The sequence below is a fragment of the Ruegeria sp. YTSA219 genome (assembly GCF_059609985.1).
In genome coordinates this window covers 244930-262188 of the sequence record NZ_JBXWMT010000004.1, presented here as the reverse complement: position 1 = coordinate 262188, position 17259 = coordinate 244930, and the positions used below count along the sequence as shown (strand labels likewise).

Annotated in this window: 17 protein-coding genes; 10 read left to right on the top strand and 7 right to left on the bottom strand. The window is 55.5% G+C overall.

What is annotated here, in order from left to right; translation table 11 throughout:
- Positions 1–207: 207 nt before the first annotated feature.
- Positions 208–1443: a lytic murein transglycosylase gene (locus AC2FFB_RS08630; RefSeq protein WP_496693782.1), complete on the bottom strand. Its 1236-nt coding sequence runs from the start codon at positions 1441–1443 to the stop codon at positions 208–210.
- 183 nt (positions 1444–1626) lie between these two features.
- Here AC2FFB_RS08630 and AC2FFB_RS08625 point away from each other — a divergent pair, with 183 nt between their 5' ends.
- From AC2FFB_RS08625 to AC2FFB_RS08610, 4 genes are read left to right on the top strand one after another with little or no spacing between them, the layout of a single operon-like run.
- Complete coding sequence (locus tag AC2FFB_RS08625) at positions 1627–2589, top strand: cytochrome ubiquinol oxidase subunit II family protein (RefSeq protein WP_496693781.1); 963 nt, start codon at positions 1627–1629, stop codon at positions 2587–2589.
- Complete coding sequence (locus AC2FFB_RS08620) at positions 2586–4676, top strand: cbb3-type cytochrome c oxidase subunit I (protein ID WP_281995131.1); 2091 nt, start codon at positions 2586–2588, stop codon at positions 4674–4676. The genes AC2FFB_RS08625 and AC2FFB_RS08620 overlap by 4 nt, the downstream gene beginning before the upstream one ends.
- Positions 4673–5305, top strand: a complete 633-nt coding sequence (locus AC2FFB_RS08615) for a cytochrome c oxidase subunit 3 (protein ID WP_142639822.1) — start codon at positions 4673–4675, stop codon at positions 5303–5305. The genes AC2FFB_RS08620 and AC2FFB_RS08615 overlap by 4 nt, the downstream gene beginning before the upstream one ends.
- Positions 5298–5624 (top strand): cytochrome o ubiquinol oxidase subunit IV, encoded by a 327-nt coding sequence (locus AC2FFB_RS08610; protein ID WP_142639820.1) that lies wholly within the window; start codon positions 5298–5300, stop codon positions 5622–5624. The genes AC2FFB_RS08615 and AC2FFB_RS08610 overlap by 8 nt, the downstream gene beginning before the upstream one ends.
- A 16-nt stretch (positions 5625–5640) precedes the next feature.
- On the opposite strand, the gene AC2FFB_RS08605 is transcribed toward AC2FFB_RS08610, so the two are convergent.
- Both AC2FFB_RS08605 and AC2FFB_RS08600 read right to left on the bottom strand, forming a co-directional pair.
- Entirely contained in the window at positions 5641–6003 is a 363-nt protein-coding gene (locus tag AC2FFB_RS08605; RefSeq protein WP_281972876.1) for a fluoride efflux transporter FluC, read from the bottom strand.
- Positions 6000–6497: a fluoride efflux transporter FluC gene (locus AC2FFB_RS08600; RefSeq protein ID WP_281995129.1), complete on the bottom strand. Its 498-nt coding sequence runs from the start codon at positions 6495–6497 to the stop codon at positions 6000–6002. The genes AC2FFB_RS08605 and AC2FFB_RS08600 overlap by 4 nt, the downstream gene beginning before the upstream one ends.
- 87 nt (positions 6498–6584) lie before the next feature.
- On the opposite strand from AC2FFB_RS08600, the gene AC2FFB_RS08595 reads away from it, so the two are divergent.
- The 3 genes from AC2FFB_RS08595 (at position 6585) to AC2FFB_RS08585 (ending at position 10700) form a co-directional block, all read left to right on the top strand.
- Positions 6585–8165 carry an FMN-binding glutamate synthase family protein gene (locus AC2FFB_RS08595; RefSeq protein WP_142639816.1) on the top strand — a complete coding sequence of 527 codons (1581 nt, stop codon included), beginning with the start codon at positions 6585–6587 and terminating at the stop codon, positions 8163–8165.
- A 61-nt stretch (positions 8166–8226) separates the two neighbouring features.
- Positions 8227–8766: an RNA polymerase sigma factor gene (locus tag AC2FFB_RS08590; RefSeq protein ID WP_142639814.1), complete on the top strand. Its 540-nt coding sequence runs from the start codon at positions 8227–8229 to the stop codon at positions 8764–8766.
- Positions 8763–10700 (top strand): vWA domain-containing protein, encoded by a 1938-nt coding sequence (locus tag AC2FFB_RS08585; protein ID WP_496874789.1) that lies wholly within the window; start codon positions 8763–8765, stop codon positions 10698–10700. The genes AC2FFB_RS08590 and AC2FFB_RS08585 overlap by 4 nt, the downstream gene beginning before the upstream one ends.
- A 19-nt stretch (positions 10701–10719) precedes the next feature.
- Here the strand turns inward: AC2FFB_RS08585 and AC2FFB_RS08580 are convergent, their stop codons facing one another.
- From AC2FFB_RS08580 to AC2FFB_RS08565, 4 genes are read right to left on the bottom strand one after another with little or no spacing between them, the layout of a single operon-like run.
- The gene (locus tag AC2FFB_RS08580; protein ID WP_142636431.1) at positions 10720–11370 is read right to left on the bottom strand and encodes an ABC-type transport auxiliary lipoprotein family protein; all 651 of its coding nucleotides are present in this window, start codon (positions 11368–11370) and stop codon (positions 10720–10722) included.
- Positions 11367–12683 (bottom strand): MlaD family protein, encoded by a 1317-nt coding sequence (locus tag AC2FFB_RS08575; RefSeq protein ID WP_142636429.1) that lies wholly within the window; start codon positions 12681–12683, stop codon positions 11367–11369. The genes AC2FFB_RS08580 and AC2FFB_RS08575 overlap by 4 nt, the downstream gene beginning before the upstream one ends.
- A 5-nt stretch (positions 12684–12688) precedes the next feature.
- On the bottom strand, positions 12689–13504 hold the full coding sequence (locus AC2FFB_RS08570; protein WP_281995126.1) for an ABC transporter ATP-binding protein: 816 nt from the start codon (positions 13502–13504) through the stop codon (positions 12689–12691).
- Between the two features lies 1 nt (position 13505).
- The gene (locus AC2FFB_RS08565) at positions 13506–14630 is read right to left on the bottom strand and encodes an ABC transporter permease (RefSeq protein ID WP_496693778.1); all 1125 of its coding nucleotides are present in this window, start codon (positions 14628–14630) and stop codon (positions 13506–13508) included.
- A 191-nt stretch (positions 14631–14821) separates the two neighbouring features.
- Here AC2FFB_RS08565 and AC2FFB_RS08560 point away from each other — a divergent pair, with 191 nt between their 5' ends.
- From AC2FFB_RS08560 to AC2FFB_RS08550, 3 genes are read left to right on the top strand one after another with little or no spacing between them, the layout of a single operon-like run.
- Positions 14822–15226, top strand: coding sequence for an SxtJ family membrane protein (locus AC2FFB_RS08560; RefSeq protein ID WP_281972881.1), 405 nt, complete (start codon positions 14822–14824; stop codon positions 15224–15226).
- A 16-nt stretch (positions 15227–15242) separates the two neighbouring features.
- On the top strand, positions 15243–15392 hold the full coding sequence (locus tag AC2FFB_RS08555; RefSeq protein ID WP_142636421.1) for a DUF5989 family protein: 150 nt from the start codon (positions 15243–15245) through the stop codon (positions 15390–15392).
- Between the two features lie 4 nt (positions 15393–15396).
- On the top strand, positions 15397–17232 hold the full coding sequence (locus AC2FFB_RS08550; RefSeq protein ID WP_496693777.1) for a carbamoyltransferase family protein: 1836 nt from the start codon (positions 15397–15399) through the stop codon (positions 17230–17232).
- Positions 17233–17259: the final 27 nt, after the last annotated feature.

Here is a 17259-nt window from a genome sequence, read left to right as displayed (position 1 = left end):
CAGAACGTGGCACTATTTCAAAAAAGGTTAAAGCCTTTGCGTGCAAAATGGCCAGGTGCGGCCGAAATCTAAAAAATTCCACGGGAGAATGGAAATATTATAATGATACGCGATGGTTTCTTGACATTTTTGTGAAGCTCTTGAGTAAGCGGTTGAGCGTTGACGCAAGGTCCGCTTTTGCGGCTTTCCAAAAATTGGCGCGAATCGCTATTGGGTAAGTGCCCGGACCATATGGGTCTGAGGAAAGCATGTGGCGGACTGATTGGTGGCCTCTTGCCAGCGCCCGATAGAGCGGCGTGTTCGAAAGCCCGGCAGGCCGTCAGCGCCGCCGACGTCATGGCCCATCTGTTCCAATGCGCGCTGCATGGCTGCTATATCCGATCGGTAAAGACCGCCGACTTTGTCCCACCGGCCGCGGAAATCCTGGACGCCATATTCTATCCTATCCCCAACATGGCCGACGAACAGGGCGTAGAGATCGCTTTTGTTGTATTCCTTCAGGACATAAAAATTGGGGGTGACAATGAAGGCCGGGCCATTGCGCCCGGCGGGCATCATCAAAAACCCTTGTCCCTGCATTTCTTGTTTTGGAAACGGCTTGCCAGATACACGGGTGATCCCCAACCCGGCCCAGTCGCGAATAGGACGGCCCTGATCCGGCCCTTCAAGGGTGCAGGAAACCGAAGACGGGACAGTTACTTCGAACCCCCAATCACGACCCGAGACCCAGCCATGTTGGTCGAGGTAGTTTCCGATCGATGAAATTGTGTCCTCGGCCGAGGTCCAGATATCCGCGCGCCCGTCGCCATTTCCATCGGCCGCATAAGTCAGGTAGTTCGATGGCATGAACTGCGGTTGCCCAAGCGCACCCGCCCAACTGCTTTTCATTTGATCCGGCGGTATGTGGCCAGCCTCTGCAATCTTGAGCGCGGCGATAAGCTCTGACGTGAAATATTCTGAGCGGGTGCTCATGAAACCTTTGGTGCCCAGAACCTGAAACGCATTATGCCGGATAGCCACCTGCCCATATCCGCTTTCGCGGCCCCAGATCGCCAGAATGACGCGCGCTGGTACTCCGGTATCGGATTCTACCTGTTTCAGTGTCGTGTTATAGCGCCGGGCCATCTTGCGTCCGACAGAAGTGGCCCCCTGAACCGAACCAGCGTTGAAATAGCGCCCGGGTGATCCGAACTCGGCCTGCTTTTGTTCCTTGGGAACCGCTGTTGCCGTACCCGGAGGAACCAGGTCTGGCAGTTTCCAGTTCAGCGTGACGCCGTTGAAGGCCCTGTTCATCGTGCGTTTTGAAACACCCTCGGATTTCGCCCGCGCCCAGACCGTGTGTTTCAGCCATGACTGAAACTGAGCCTCGGTCGCCGCACGATCCTGTGCTGTCGCACTTGTCGACAGGTAGCAAAGTCCAAGAGTAAGGATTAACCAACGCATTGTCCTATGATCTCACCTGCGATCTGCTTTAAGTCAACCTACCAGAACGGCGTTTCTGCCGCTGTGATCCGGGTGGCAAGATCAAATCTCGGGAAACAGGCAGAGCTGCGTAAAAATCCTTGTGAAAATTCAGGACTCTGCCGATAGTTGTCCCAATCAATTTTGAAATGAGGATGAACAGGCGTGACATATTCCAGACCGTCTTTTGCATCCTTGGTTGTCCTGTCTGCCGCCATAGCAGGTCTTGGCTTTGTGCCGGTTGCCGAAGCCAGCAACAATTTCTTGGACCCTCAGGGACCCGTCGCCGCCCTTCAGAAAAGCCACCTTTTACGGGCAACTGTTCTGATATTGGTCGCAGTTGTTCCGGTTCTGATCCTGGTGCCTTTGATTGCCATACGGTATCGAAGGCGAAAGGAGGGGCAGGCAGATTATCGACCGGAATGGGATTTTTCTGCCCGGTTGGAATTCCTCATGTGGGGTATCCCGGTTGTTATCGTGGCCATCCTCTCGTTTTATCTGTGGAAAGCCACCCATCGGCTGGACCCCTACGCGACTTCGTTCGGGGAAGACCCGGCGCTGAATGTACAGGTTGTTGGTCTCGACTGGAAATGGCTGTTCATCTACCCCGATCTTGGTATCGCCAGCGTGGGTGAGATGGGCCTCCCCGTTAACCAACAGGTCGCTGTCACACTGACAACGGATACGGTGATGCAGTCCTTTATGATCCCGGCGCTGGCCGGACAGATCTATGCCATGCCGGGGATGACGACCAAACTGCACCTTGTCGCCGATAGGCCCGAAACGATGCAGGGCGAGAACACGCAATATAACGGGCGTGGCTTTACCAAGCAGAAATTCAAAGCGATTGCCATGGAGCCCCAGGACTTCAACGACTGGGCCGAGAATGTCCGGGCAAACGGGGTTCCGTTGAGCGCTGAAACATACCGAACCCTCGCCATGCGAACCGATCGGGATGAGGTGCAGGCCATGTTGGGCAATGATCAGATGCCGACTGATGCGCTGTATTTCACACTAGCCGATGGTGATCTGTTTCAGTCGATCCTGCACCGCTATGACGGGGCCACACCCTTGTCTGCCGATCAGCAACCGGGCACTGCCGAGTATGGTCAGGAGAAAACACAATGACCGATGTCGAGACTGGTTTTTTCGGCCGTCTAAACTGGGATGCTTTTCCGATCACCGGGTTGATCCAGTCGCCCAACGCAAATGAGATCGTGGCAAATGCTGCCGCTGGGATCGTGATTGTGGGCGCCATTGCCGTTGTGGGGCTGCTGACATGGTTTCGTCTGTGGGGGCCGCTGTGGCGTGACTGGCTGACCAGCGCCGACCACAAGAAGATCGGCATCATGTATATCGTCTTTGCCATCGTGATGTTGGCGCGGGGGGTTCTGGAAGGTGTCGTCATGCGCGCCCAACAAGCCGCAGGGCCGGGCGAAGGCTTTCTGGAAGCCGAGCATTTCGCCGAGCTTTTCAGTACCCATGGCACGATCATGATCTTCTTCGTCGCCGTTCCGTTTGTGTTTGGCGCCGCCAATTTCCTGATCCCGCTGATGATCGGCGCCCGCGACGTGGCATTCCCGGTGATGAACCAGATCAGCCTAGGCCTGACCGTGTCCTCGGGCATGATGCTGATGGTTTCCCTGGTGGTCGGAGAGTTCTCGACCGGGGGCTGGACGGCCTACCCACCCTTTACCGGTGCGGCCTTCAATCCCGGCGTTGGGCCGGATTATTGGATTTGGGCCATCGTCGTATCGGGGATCGGAACGACTCTGACCGGGATCAACTTTGCCGTTACGATCTACAAGATGCGCGCGCCGGGGATGCAGTTCATGCGGTTGCCGATGTATTGCTGGACGATCATCTGCAGCTCGATCCTGATTGTCTTTGCCATGCCGCCGCTGGGTGTTGCGGCGCTGATGCTGGCCGCAGACCGGTACTTGGATTTCCACTTTTTCACAAATGACCTTGGCGGCAACATGATGAACTATGCCAACCTGTTCTGGCTGTTCGGACATCCCGAGGTCTATCTGTTGGTCCTTCCCGCCTATGGTATCTATTCCGAGGTTTTTGCGACCTTCTCGGCCAAGCGCCTGTACGGGTACAACTCCTTGGTGATTGCAACGATGTCGATTGCGGTGCTGTCCTTCACGGTCTGGCTGCACCACTTTTTCACCATGGGCCAAAGCGCGCTGATCAATGCGGTGTTTGGGATTGCCACCATGCTGATCGCCATACCGACTGGCGTGAAAGTCTATGATTGGATGGCCACGCTGTTTCGCGGGCGTATCCGGTTCTCGGTCCCGATGCTCTATGGGTTGTCTTTCCTGATGCTGTTCGTGATCGGAGGGTTGTCGGGCGTCATCCTGGCCAATCCGACCATCGACTATCAGGTGCATAACACCCTGTTCCTGGTCGCGCATTTTCACAATGTGCTGCTGCCTGGCGTCCTGTTTGGCCTGCTTGCGGGATACAACTATTGGTTCCCCAAAGCCTTTGGCTTCCGCCTGAGCGAAGGCTGGGGACGGATATCTGTCGCGTTGTGGACCGTTGGGTTTATGTTGACCTTCCTACCGCTTTATTTTGTCGGCCTGATGGGGATGCCACGTCGATCTTACAGTTGGGAAGATCCCAGCTTTCACCCCTATATGATCGCCGCCGTGCTTGGGTCTTTGGTCATTCTCGCAGCGCTTCTGTCGATCATTGTCCAGCTGTGGGTCAGCATTCGAGACCGGGAAAAAACCCGCGTGCCGGTTGGCGACCCTTGGGATGGGCGCACGCTGGAATGGTCAATTCCGGCACCGCCGCCTCCGTATAACTTTGCAATCATTCCGCATGTGACCGACCGGGATGATTTTGCCGCCGCAAAAGAGCGCGGCAACGCCTATCCGTCCCTTGATGCCTATGAAGATATCCTCATGCCACGCAATACGGCGATCGGGTTCGGTCTGTGCGTGCTCAGCGGTATCTGGATGTTTGCGCTGGTCTGGTGGATCTGGTGGCTGGCTATTGCGACGACAGCCGCGATGTTGGCGGCCTTCATCGCCTGGACTTTCAGAACCGACACCGAAGAGTTTATTCCGGCCGAGCAGGTCCGCAAAGAGCATGAAGCCTGGCTTGATCTTGTGCGCGCATCGGTTCCGGTCAATCGCGATCATGAATACGCGCCCGAGAACCGCGGCCTAGCCCGTCCCGATCTGGAGGCCACTACATGAAACGCGCGCCGACACACAGCTATCCGGGCCTAAACTTGGGCCGACGGCATCCGGGAGCCGACAAGGCCAGCGAAGTGGTCACCTTTGGGTTCTGGGTCTTTCTGATGAGCGATCTGGTCTATTTCGGCCTGATGTTCGCGATCTATATCACCATGATCGACGCGCAGGCGGGTGGGCCCGGTCCGCATGAGCTGTTCGACCTGACCAGCATTTTTGCCCAAACCCTGATCCTGTTGACCAGCAGCCTTACAGTGGGCCTTGCGATGCTGGCGTTGAAATACAACCTGCCACGGCCCCGTATCGTGCTTTGGTTCGCGGTAACTCTGGTTCTGGGCCTCAGCTTTCTGGTACTTGAGATACGTGACTTTCTGGCTATGGCGGAAAAGGGTGGCATTCCACAGCGCAGCGGGTTTCTGTCAGCGTTTTACGGGCTAGTGCCGCTGCACGGGCTGCATGTTGCTGCGGGGTGCCTGTGGTTGATCGTTCTGGGTATTCAGCTGCGTGTGTTTGGTCTAACCGACGTTCTGATGTCACGGGTGGTTCGTCTGGCCCTGTTCTGGCATTTTCTCGACCTCATCTGGATCGGCATAATCACGATCGTCTATTTCGGAGGGCTGACCTATGGATAGGCGCAGCGAAATGCACCGACGTGAACGCCGCCGATATGTGATTGGCTATGGCGGATCGCTGCTGCTGACACTGGCGGTCTTTACCATTGCATATACGTTCGGGATCGAGACCAAGGGCGTTTATTTGTCGATCGGTTTGTTGGGGCTTGCGCAGTTGATTGTTCAACTGGTGTATTTCCTGCATATCGACCGTCGACGCAGCAGCCGCGAGGACCTGGACCTAGTCCTGTTTTCCACGATGGTTCTATTGATCATCATTGTTGGGACGGTCTGGATAATGGGGAATCTGGCGGTGCGGATGCATACCTATCCGATGTAGGTCCGGCTGCACCGGATCAGCGCATCGCCATCAGCCCAAGCCACAGCGCGCCCCAACACAGCAAGAGGCTCAGCACGATATTGCCCGCCGCCGTAGCGATTGTACGTTCGCGCCGCAGTTCCAGGGACTGGTAGGCAAAGCTGGAGAAAGTGGTGAAGCCGCCACAAAAGCCGAACACCAAGCGCTGTTCCTCCTGGCTGACGCCCGTCGGTCCACCCAGATACCCGACCCAAAGCCCAAGCAACAGACTGCCAAAGACGTTCACGATCAGCGTTGCCACGGGCAGGTCATGGCGAATTCGAATGGCGATCCAGTGCCGCAGAACCGCGCCCAGACCGCCGCCTAAACCAAACATTGCATGCAGGTAGAGATCGCTCACTCTGACGACCTCCGCGGGGAAAAGCGACGCCCGGAGGTTTCACCCAAAATCGCCGCAAAAAGACCCGCCACAATTTCCAAACCCGCTGCGGTTAGGGCAAGCCCGAAACTGACCTCTGCCAGACGTTCCAATTCCGCAACAAATGAGGAAAACGTAGATAAACCGCCACAAAACCCAACCGCGCCCAGATGCAGGACGTGCGCATGTACCCGGTGTCGGATGGCGTATAACAAGCCAAGCACAAAGCATGCGGCTATATTGATTCCAAAAGTCTCGGTCAGGATCGGCAGGCCCGAGATCCCGAGCGACAACGCTTCTCTGACCAGTGACCCAGCCGCGCCACCCGCGAAAACGGCACAGAACATGAGAGCCGTGGCCCATGCTGTTTGCGATTTTTTCACAGCCAATGATCCTGCCCGCGTTGCCCTGCCATCCGGGATACCGATTGGCGCGGCCGGGATCAACTGCGCATGGCGGATCACAAGTTTCACCATTTACGTGATTTCGGGCGTAAAGGCTTGCGTGCAATCGCGAATTTGTACCACGGTGACTCAGCTAACAGCCACAGTAGGAGAGCACGAATGATTATACGCAGACTCTATTACGTGTTGAGCCTCGTGTGCCTGCCACTGACAATCGTGGCCGGGTTTTTCTGGCCCCCGGCCCATTGGCTGCTGCTTTTCCTGATCCCATACGCGGTGGTCGGGCTATATGATATCCTGACCACAAGGCATAACGTGCTGAACAACTATCCGGTTCTGGGGCATTTCCGGTACATGCTGGAATTTGTCAGCCCAGAGATACGGCAATATTTTGTTGAAACCAACGAAAACGGCCGTCCCTATAATCGCATCATTCGCAGCCTGGTTTATTCCCGTGCCAAAGGGCAGGTTGATACCCAGGCATTTGGTACCCAATACGACATCCAAACCGTTGGATACCACAGGGCCAATCACTCGCTTGCGCCCAAACATGTGCCCGAAAGCGAAGAACGGGTGATGCTGGGCGGGCCGCAATGTTCTCAACCCTATAGTGCCTCGCGCCTGAACGTTTCAGCGATGAGCTTTGGTGCCCTCAGCGCCAATGCAATCCGAGCATTGAATGGTGGGGCAAAGGATGGAGGTTTTGCGCATAATACGGGTGAGGGTGGTCTGTCGCCGCACCATCTGGCCGAAGGTGGCGATATCATCTGGCAGATTGGCACTGGGTATTTCGGATGCCGCGCACCGGATGGCGGGTTCGACAAAGACAAATTCACCGAAAGAGCGAGGAACGAGGTCGTCAAGGCGATTGAAATCAAGCTGTCGCAAGGGGCCAAGCCCTCGCACGGGGGGGTGTTGCCTGCGGCGAAGGTGGATGAAGAGATTGCGCAGATACGCGGAGTTCCCCTGCATCAGGACGTGATCTCTCCGCCAATACATTCCGCATTTGACGGACCTACCGGATTGATGAATTTCGTTCAGAATCTGCGCGAGATGTCCGGTGGCAAACCTATTGGGTTTAAGTTGTGCATTGGTCGTCCGTCCGAGTTCTTAGCGATATGCAAAGCCATGCTGGAAACAGGCATCCTGCCTGATTTTATCACCATTGATGGTGCCGAAGGCGGCACGGGCGCGGCCCCTGTAGAATTCACCAACCGGTTGGGCATGCCTTTGAACGAGGCGTTGATTTTCGTGAATAACTGTCTACGCGGTGTGGGTTTGCGCGATAAGATCCGCATTATTTGCTCGGGCAAAGTCGCCACAGGCTATGACATCATCGAGAAATGCGCGCTTGGGGCCGATATGTGTAATGCGGCAAGGGCAATGATGTTTGCAGTGGGATGCATTCAGGCGCTTCACTGCAACACAAACCGATGCCCGTCCGGCGTGGCCACACAGGATCCGGTCCGAGGCCGCGCTGTGAATGTTCCGCAAAAAAGACAACGGGTACATCGCTATCACGACGCGACTTTAGAGAGCTTTCGTGAGCTGCTGGGCGCCATGGGCAAGGAAAAGGTCTCCGAACTTCACCCTTCGGACATCCTTCGGCGTACTGCAGATGAAAGAGATCGCTCTTATGCTGAACTCTATTTGCATCTTGAAGAAGGCGCTTTGCTGAAGGCTCCGCTTCCGGATGAATATGCAGAGGACTGGAATCGCGCATCGGCGCATCATTTCTGATTTTTTTGTGTGCATTGCCAAGGATTGATGTTTTTGGTTCGTCTTACCCATTGTGATGCGCATGAAAACATCGGATGAGAATCTGGCAAAGGCCGCTGCTGCAGGGGACGCTGATGCGTTTGCCACGCTATTGGCACGCCACTACGACAGGGTCTTTCGGTTGGCTTTTCGACTGACAGGACGCGCGGATCAGGCCGAAGATCTGACGCAGGATATATGCGCCGCCTTGCCGTCAAAGATCGTAGGTTTTCGTGCCGAAGCCCGGTTTACGACATGGTTGTACCGTGTTGTTGTCAATGCAGCCGAGGATGCACGCCGTCGCGCGACCCGTCACACGCGGGCGGCCCACGGCTGGGGGGATGTGGAACAGATGCGCCGGGCCGAGGTGCAGGAAACGGCCGAGGCTGTCGATTGGTTGCAACGGGCCATGCGGTCCCTGCCGCAGGACTTGCAAGACACTCTGGCCCTGACCCTCGAGGATGAGATGACCCATGCAGAAGCTGCAGAGGTGCTGGGTGTTTCCGAAGGGACAGTGTCCTGGAGGATGTCAGATATCCGCAAACGGTTGCGCGCCTTGCGGCAAGAGGAACTGGCACAATGACCGATGAACTGGACAAGCTGAAGATGCTGATGGACGCCGCCACGCCGACCCCGGATGCGTCGCGACGGATTGAAAATCTGAGCCAGGCGCAAAAAAAATTCGATAATATCCAAGGATCGACCTCTGCGCGACGTCCCACTGTCAAGCGCGGCCTCATAGCCCGCCTGACAGAAGGAGCGAAAGCCATGTTGAATGCCCTCTCTTATCGCGGTGCCCTGACCGCTACCACCGCAGTTGCTGCTGTGGCTCTGATTGTGATCTTGCCGCAGACGCGCGACGAAGTTGTTGCGCCACTGCCCTGGTCCGAGGACCGCGCCGACGCACGGCAGGAGTCTGACCTATTGGTGGCGGATATGCCCGAGGCCAATCTCGAAGAACCAGTTGTTGAGGCGCCTGTTGTGATTGAAGAAACAATCGCACCTTCCGCCAAGAGGCAGGGGGCCGTTGCGCAGCTAGGGGCTGCGGACCTTTTACAGAGCGCGCCGGCATCGGCGGTCGGGAAATTTGACATTCAACATGAGACTGTTCCCGCGCCGGAACAGAATACCGAAACTTTCGCGAACGCGGACAGCAACTCGCTGAAGATCACGACGGACGAACCGGTTTCGACTTTTTCGATTGATGTAGATACCGCCTCTTACGCCATTGTTCGGTCGTCTTTGATGAATGGCTATCTGCCGCCCAAGGATGCGGCGCGGGTTGAAGAGATGGTGAACTATTTCCCCTATTCCTACCCAGCGCCTGATGGGGTGGAACCGTTCCGTTCTACGATCACCGTGACACCGACGCCTTGGAATGAGGGGACGCAGCTTGTTCATGTCGGCATCCAAGGGGTCATGCCCCAGATCGAAGACCGTCCTCCATTGAACCTGGTTTTCCTGATCGACACATCGGGCTCAATGCAGGATGCTAACAAATTGCCGCTGCTGAAACAGTCTTTCAGGTTGATGCTGTCTGAACTCAGTCCGGAAGATCAGGTTTCGATCGTCACCTATGCGGGAAGTGCCGGGCAGGTTTTGCCACCGACCGCGGCAGCCGAAAAGATGTCCATTCTCTCAGCCCTCGACAGGCTCGAAGCCGGTGGCTCGACAGCGGGGCAGGCCGGGTTGCAGCAAGCCTATCAAGTGGCAGAAGGTATGGCTGCGGACGGTGAGGTGACCCGCGTAATTCTGGCCACCGATGGCGATTTCAATGTGGGTCTGTCAGACCCTGATGCCCTGAAGGATTTTATCGCCCGCAAGCGCGACAGTGGTACATTCCTAAGCGTTCTGGGTTTTGGCCGAGGCAATCTGGACGATGCCACCATGCAGGCTCTGGCCCAGAACGGAAACGGGCAGGCGGCATATATCGATACGCTGGTTGAGGCGCAAAAAGTATTGGTCGATCAACTTACCGGGGCGCTTTTTCCCATCGCCAACGACGTCAAAATCCAGGTCGAGTTCAACCCGTCACAGATCGCTGAATACCGTCTGATCGGTTATGAAACCCGATCCCTGCAGCGCGAGGACTTTTCAAATGACAAAGTGGATGCTGGTGATATTGGAGCAGGTCACACCGTAACGGCGATCTACGAGGTCACGCCAGTTGGTTCCGATGCGATCAGAAACGGCCCGTTGCGGTATGCTGAACAATCCATATCGGATGATTCAGTGGAAATTGGTTTCTTCAAAATGCGTTACAAGCTTCCTGGTGAAGATCAAAGCAATCTGATGGAGCAGCCTATTTTACCCGGACAAGGGACAGTCACGGATGACATCCGCTTTTCCTATGCGATTGCAGGATTTGGTCAGTTGCTTCGGGGCGGAGGATATCTTGGCGGCTGGTCCTATGCGGATGCCATTGATCTGGCCACGCTGTCCCGAGGTGAGGATTCTTTCGGATATCGGGCTGAAGCTGTCACCTTGATGCGTCTGGCCCAGACGCTGGCTGAGTAAGGCCCGGGCTTGGGAGTAACTAGAATGACCTAGGGTTGTTGGCTGTATGGGTACTAATTCTACGAATGCTCCATTCGACAGCATCCCGCATGGTTTTACCCAGAGCAACGTCAAAGGCAGTAACCAGATCTTCGGTCTGGTTACTTTTGGCAATTACGTTCTCTTGGAACGAATTCGATGCGATGATTTTGTCGTCGAACTCGTCCACGATCTTGATATTCATGCGGACTTCGACGCGTACGGTCGAGCTTTCACCATCCTGGTTAACGACAATGCCCTGAAACTCGCGTAGATCGGGAACAATCACATAATCCGGACGAAGCCCCACGGTCGAACGACCCACGGCGGATACCCGTCCGCTGTTTTCATAGCTTTCGACCAAAAGCGCCTGGACGATCAGCGGCGCGCGATCCACCCATCTGGCACGCGGCAGATATTGAACCTGCAAAGGTGTCGGCTGAACTGCAATTTGATCGGTATTTACCGCGGCAGTCGCGGTTGGCTCTTGGACCACGATCTGTTTCTGGATGCGCGGCAGCGAAGAAGAAAACGTGCTTTTGGGTGTCAGCAGATAGAGATCATTGGGTTCTGAGGCCTGCCGCAGCGTTTCCAGTCCGGTACACGCCCCCAGAGACGCCAAAACTGCGGTCATTATCAAATGCCTGATCATTGACGATACTCCGATGCTTGGGTCCCAAGAAGGAAACGGGCGGGGTCGCGTTCAACTTTATCCACCAGACGATCAAGGCTGATCACCAGTCGTTGGGATTCTTCTATGAAACGCGTGAATTGTGGCAGGCCAACCCGCATGAAATCGGACAGTTGACGGCGATTGTCCTGAACGATGCCGTCGATGGTTCCCAAAAGTTCCGAGGCCGATTTGGACGCGCTGAGGATATCGGCTGAAATATCATCAAGCCTGTCTGTCACTTTCGTCACCGTGGACGCCACTTGGTTGGCGGCATTGCGGACATCATCCATGACGACGCCGATATCTTTGTTGATCACCTCATTGGCCGAGTCAAATGCGCGTTCAGCTGAGGTCAAAGTGCCCTTTGCTGTTTCCATCGTACCAGTGACGGAGCCGAGCGTTTTGTTTGCGTTCACGAAAGTCTCGGAAACCGTGGCCAGCGCGACGCGCCCATCTTCGGTCAGGACCGTAAGGTGGTCTGCCAGGGTCGAGGCCCGTTCGATGAAGGGCTGCAGATCCTGCTGCATGATGCGATCTGCTGCGTCAAAAGTATCTTTTGCGCTGTCTAGGGCCGATACAGCCGTGTCGGATGCGGTTTTCAGGCTATTTAATGTATTTGTTCCGGCTTCCAGCGTTGTTTCTGCGGTGTCTGCCAATTTTTCGAGGCGTTTTGAGAAGGCTGAAATTTCTTTAGCTGCGCCACCCAAATCTGAGGACAAGTTTTCGAAATCTGCAAGGGTTTTGTCCAGCCTTCCGGTGGCCGAAGATACGTTCTCCAGAATCTGAGATACCTGCTGGCGGTTCTTGTCATCCACCACCTTGTCGATATCCTCGATCAGCGTAATTGCCTTTTCCAACAGTTTAGGGGCACCTTCGAACAAGGACTGGATGGTGCTGCGTTTGCTTTTGATAAGGCTGTCCTGCTCTAGTCGTTTGGCCGATGCCGAACCTCCGGTCAGTTCCACATAGCTGACCCCAGTGACCCCAAGCGATTGTAACTGGGCGACGGTATCCTCGGTCACCGGGATACTTGCGTCTACTTCAATGCGGACGCGCACTTTGGATGGGTGCTCGTCATCCAAGTTAAGGGAGATTACCTGCCCGACTGGCAGTCCGTTGTAACTGACGCCACCTGCCGCAGACAGGCCCGAAACATTGTCGAACAGTACATTGTAATAGGCGTATTGCCGGGAAACCTCGAATTTGGCCAGCCATAGAAAAAAGCCAAACGCACCCAGTATTCCAGCCAGGGTGAATGCACCGATCAGGATATAATTTGCTCGGGTTTCCATGGGTGTTACCTGTCCTGACCCTTTTTTTGTGCTGCGCGCGCCCGGGGGCCGGTGAAATATTCTTGGACCCAAGGATGATCGACTTTGGTCATCTCTTCAATCGGACCATCAACCAGAACACGTTTTTCTGCAAGAACTGCGATCCTGTTGCAAATCGCATAAAGGCTATCCAGATCGTGCGTGACCATAAACACAGTCAGACCCAGCGCTTGCTGAAGCTCGCCAATCAGGTCGTCATAAGCAGCGGCGCCGATGGGATCCAAACCGGCCGTTGGCTCATCAAGAAATACGATCTCAGGGTCCAGCGCCAGCGCGCGCGCCAAAGCGGCACGTTTGCGCATCCCGCCCGACAGTTCGGACGGGAATTTGCCACAGCTCAGCTGCGGCAGTCCGACCAAGCTGATTTTCAGACCGCCAAGCGCCGACATAAGGCTTTCACTAATTCCTGTATGCTCGCGCAGTGGGGCTACGACATTCTGCAACACGGTGAGCGACGAGAAAAGCGCGCCGTCCTGAAAGGCGACGCCCCAGCGGCGTTCGATGCGCCGCCTCTCTTGTTCGGGGCCGTTCAGGACGTCGACGCCCAGAACTTCGATGCTTCCCGCGGCCGGTTTGTTCAGGCCGACGATGGTGCGGAGCAAGACGGATTTGCCCGTGCCCGAGCCGCCGACAATGCCCAGTACTTCGCCCCGCCAGACATCCAGATTCAGATCCTGGTGCACGATCTGCGGTCCGAACCGGTTGGTCAGATTGCGGACCCGTATCACCGCCTCGCGCTGGGTGTCGCCAATCGGCATCTGTTCGCGGGCTACACCGTCCATTTCAGACCCCCAGTACCGAGAAAAAGATCGAGAACATGGCATCCAGCGCGATCACCAAGAAGATCGCCTGGACCACGGACGCGGTGGTTCTTTGCCCAACACTTTGTGCCGATCCTTTGACCTGTAAGGCCTGCCAACAGGCGATGATACCGATGACCAGCGCAAAGAACGGTGCCTTGATCATACCGATGGCAAATTGCCAGATGCCGGTGTTTTCCTTGAGGCGGGTCACGAACATTCCGGGGCTGACTCCAAGGTCGATCCAGCTCATAAGACCGCCGCCAATCAAGGCGGCGATATCGGCGATGAACCCTAGGATTGGCAGCATGATCAGCAACGCCACAACGCGTGGAATGACCAGAACCTCGATCGGATCCAGGCCCAGCGTCCGCATGGCATCTATTTCTTCTTGCACCTTCATCGAGCCGATGGAAGCTGTAAAGGCAGATCCCGAGCGACCCGCAACAATGATTGCCGTCAACAAAATGCCCAGCTCACGCAGCACAGAGATCGAGATCAATTCGACCACGAATATCTCGGCCCCGAACTGCTTGAGCTGCGTGGCCCCCTGAAATGCTAGTACAACGCCGATCAGAAAACCCATAAGGGCAACGATCGGAATCGCTTTCAATCCGGTTTCTTCCATCTGCGATACCAGCGCAGCCCGCCGCAGCCGCCGCGGCATCAAGATTGTGCGGACCAGCCGGTGTAGCGTCAGGCCCAGAAACTCAAGCAACGACAAGCTGTCTTTCCAGCCACCGACTGTACGCTCGCCGACACGTGCCACCCAATCCAGAAAATCTGGCTTTCCGGGATCAGGGGCGGATTCGTCCGGCATGTTGCGGGAAACCGTTTCGATCAGCGCGGAATGCGCGGCGGTTGCACCGTGCAGCTCTACTTGCCCGCCGCTGGACTTCACCTTGCGGACAAGGCCGGCAATCAGCCAAGCCCCGCCAGTGTCGAGTGCCTTAACGCCTGTCAAATCAACTGTGACCGTTCCGCCGTTGGGATGGAAATTCGCGAATTCACGCTCAACCATATCCAGAGACTGGGTGTGAAGATCACCCGATATCTGCAGGTGAACCTGATCCGTATCCAGGTCAGTTGTGAATGTAGGCGGGGTCATGGGGGTATCTGATGTGAATCTGCATGGTGCTGCAACGGGTTTTTGTCACGCTTCAAGTATTTAGCCATCAGGCGATGCAAGATGGCATTCATCGCAAGAATGATGGTTTGAGCTTGCAAAAGGCTTGTTTCGGCAACCAGTAGTGTTATTCTTTGCGCAGGTTTTTTGTTTGGTTATTATGGTTGTGTTCAATGTCTGATCATCACGCGAAGGTAGAAGTCGAAATCGGGTCCGAACGGGGCTTTGGTTACGTCTTCACCGCTGTCTTCTTAATTATCGCTCTTTGGCCCTTGTGGGGCGGAGGGTCGGTGCGCCTGATCCCAATGGTTATCGCCGGGGTTATTCTGGCTTTGACAGTTTTTGCACCCGCCACTCTGAAGGTGCCGAACCGGCTTTGGTTCAAACTCGGCATGCTTTTGGGTGCGATTGTGGCCCCAATCGTCATGTTTTTGGTGTTTGTCACTACGTTTGTCCCGTTTGGGCTGGTTACGCGCCTGTTGGGAAAAGACCTGCTGTCACAGAAACTGGACAGTTCATCAGATAGCTACTGGATTGTTCGTGAAGAGCAGCCCGGCAGCATGAAACAGCAATTTTAACAAGGGAGTACCAGGCGTGACATTCGTATCCGAGCTCTGGTCATTTATGAAAGTCAGAAAGAAATTCTGGCTGTTGCCCATTCTGATCGTTTTGGGTGTGTTTGGTGGATTGATCGTGTTGAGCCAAGGCTCGGCGATTGCACCTTTCGTCTACACGTTGTTCTGATCACATGGCATACATTTTAGGTATTTCGGCGCTGTATCACGACAGCGCAGCGGCGTTGCTTTGCGACGGCAAGATCGTTGCGGCCGCGCAGGAAGAGCGTTTTACACGGCGCAAACACGACCCCGGATTTCCGGTAGAAGCCATCAATTACGTGCTGGCCGAATCGGGGGTTGCGCTTGAAGACGTCGACAATGTGGTTTTCTACGACAAACCGTTTCTAAAATTCGAACGGTTGATCGAGACTTACATTGCGGTGGCGCCACGTGGGTTCAATTCCTTCCGCATGGCAATGCCGGTCTGGCTGCGAGAGAAGCTGTTTCTCAAGGATCTGCTTGCAAAGCAGCTTCGCAAAATCGACCCGGAATTCAATCTCGAAAAACTGCTGTTCGCCGAGCACCACATCAGTCACGCGGCCAGTGCGTTCTATCCTTCGCCCTTCGAAGACGCGGTCGTGCTGACTGTCGATGGAGTCGGAGAATGGGCAACCACCACCGTGGGTGTTGGTCGCGGTAACGAGCTGACCATGGTGAAAGAGCTGCATTTCCCGCATTCGCTGGGTCTGCTGTATTCTGCATTCACCTATTACACCGGGTTCAAGGTGAATTCTGGTGAATACAAGGTCATGGGCTTGGCGCCCTATGGCGACCCCAAATACAAGGATCTGATCCTTGAGCATCTTGTCGACCTGAAAGAGGACGGTTCGTTCCGCCTGAACCAGAAGTATTTCAATTATACAGCTGGTCTGACCATGACGAGCAAAGCGATGGAAGAGCTGTTCGACCAACCGGTTCGAAAAGCCGAAACCGACCAGCTGACGCAGTTCCACATGGATATTGCCGCGTCGGTTCAGGCCGTGACCGAAGAGATCATGCTGCGGATCACTCGGGACCTGGCGAAAGAGCATGGTATACGCAACCTCTGCATGGCCGGAGGCGTTGCTCTGAACTGTGTCGCGAATGGCAAAATCCTTCGCGATGGCGCCTTCGACAATGTTTGGGTGCAGCCCGCAGCGGGTGATGCGGGCGGGGCGCTGGGTGCTGCCTATGCGGCCTGGCATCAAGAGCTAGCGCAGCCGCGGCAGGTGACCTCGGGTGATCAGATGCTGGGGGCCTATCTTGGTCCGCGTTATGAAGATGACGACATAGCGCAAGAACTGGCGGCGGCCGGTGCGAAGTTTTCCACCTATGAAAATGGTGAGTTGATTGACCAGACGGCGCAGGCGCTGGCTGACGGTAAGGCTGTTGGTTGGTTTCAGGGGCGGATGGAATTCGGTCCGCGTGCGTTGGGTGCCCGCTCCATTCTGGGCGATCCACGGTCAGCTTCGATGCAGAAAACGCTGAACCTGAAGGTCAAGTATCGCGAAAGTTTCCGCCCATTTGCCCCATCTGTTCTGCGCGAAGACGTAGCCGATTGGTTCGAGCTGGATGGCGATAGCCCTTACATGTTGATCGTGGCGGATGTGCAGGAAAAAATCCGGCGCAAGATGACCGAGGAAGAAGACGCTCTGTTCGGGATTGAAAAGCTGAACGTCAAACGATCTGACATCCCTGCTGTGACCCATGTTGATTATTCTGCCCGTATCCAGACAGTTCACCAAGAGACCAACCCAGCCTATCACGCGCTGATTTCAAAGTTTAAAGAACTGACCGGATGCTCTTTGGTGGTGAACACTTCATTCAATGTGCGCGGCGAACCGATTGTGTGCACGCCCACCGATGCGTTCCGCTGTTTCATGGGAACGGATATCGAGGTCCTGTCCATCGGGAACTGCCTGTTGCGTAAGGAAGATCAGGATCCCGCGCTTAGGGAGAATTACGAGACAAAATACGAGCTGGACTAATCTGTTGCGCAAGCGGCGGAACCGCGA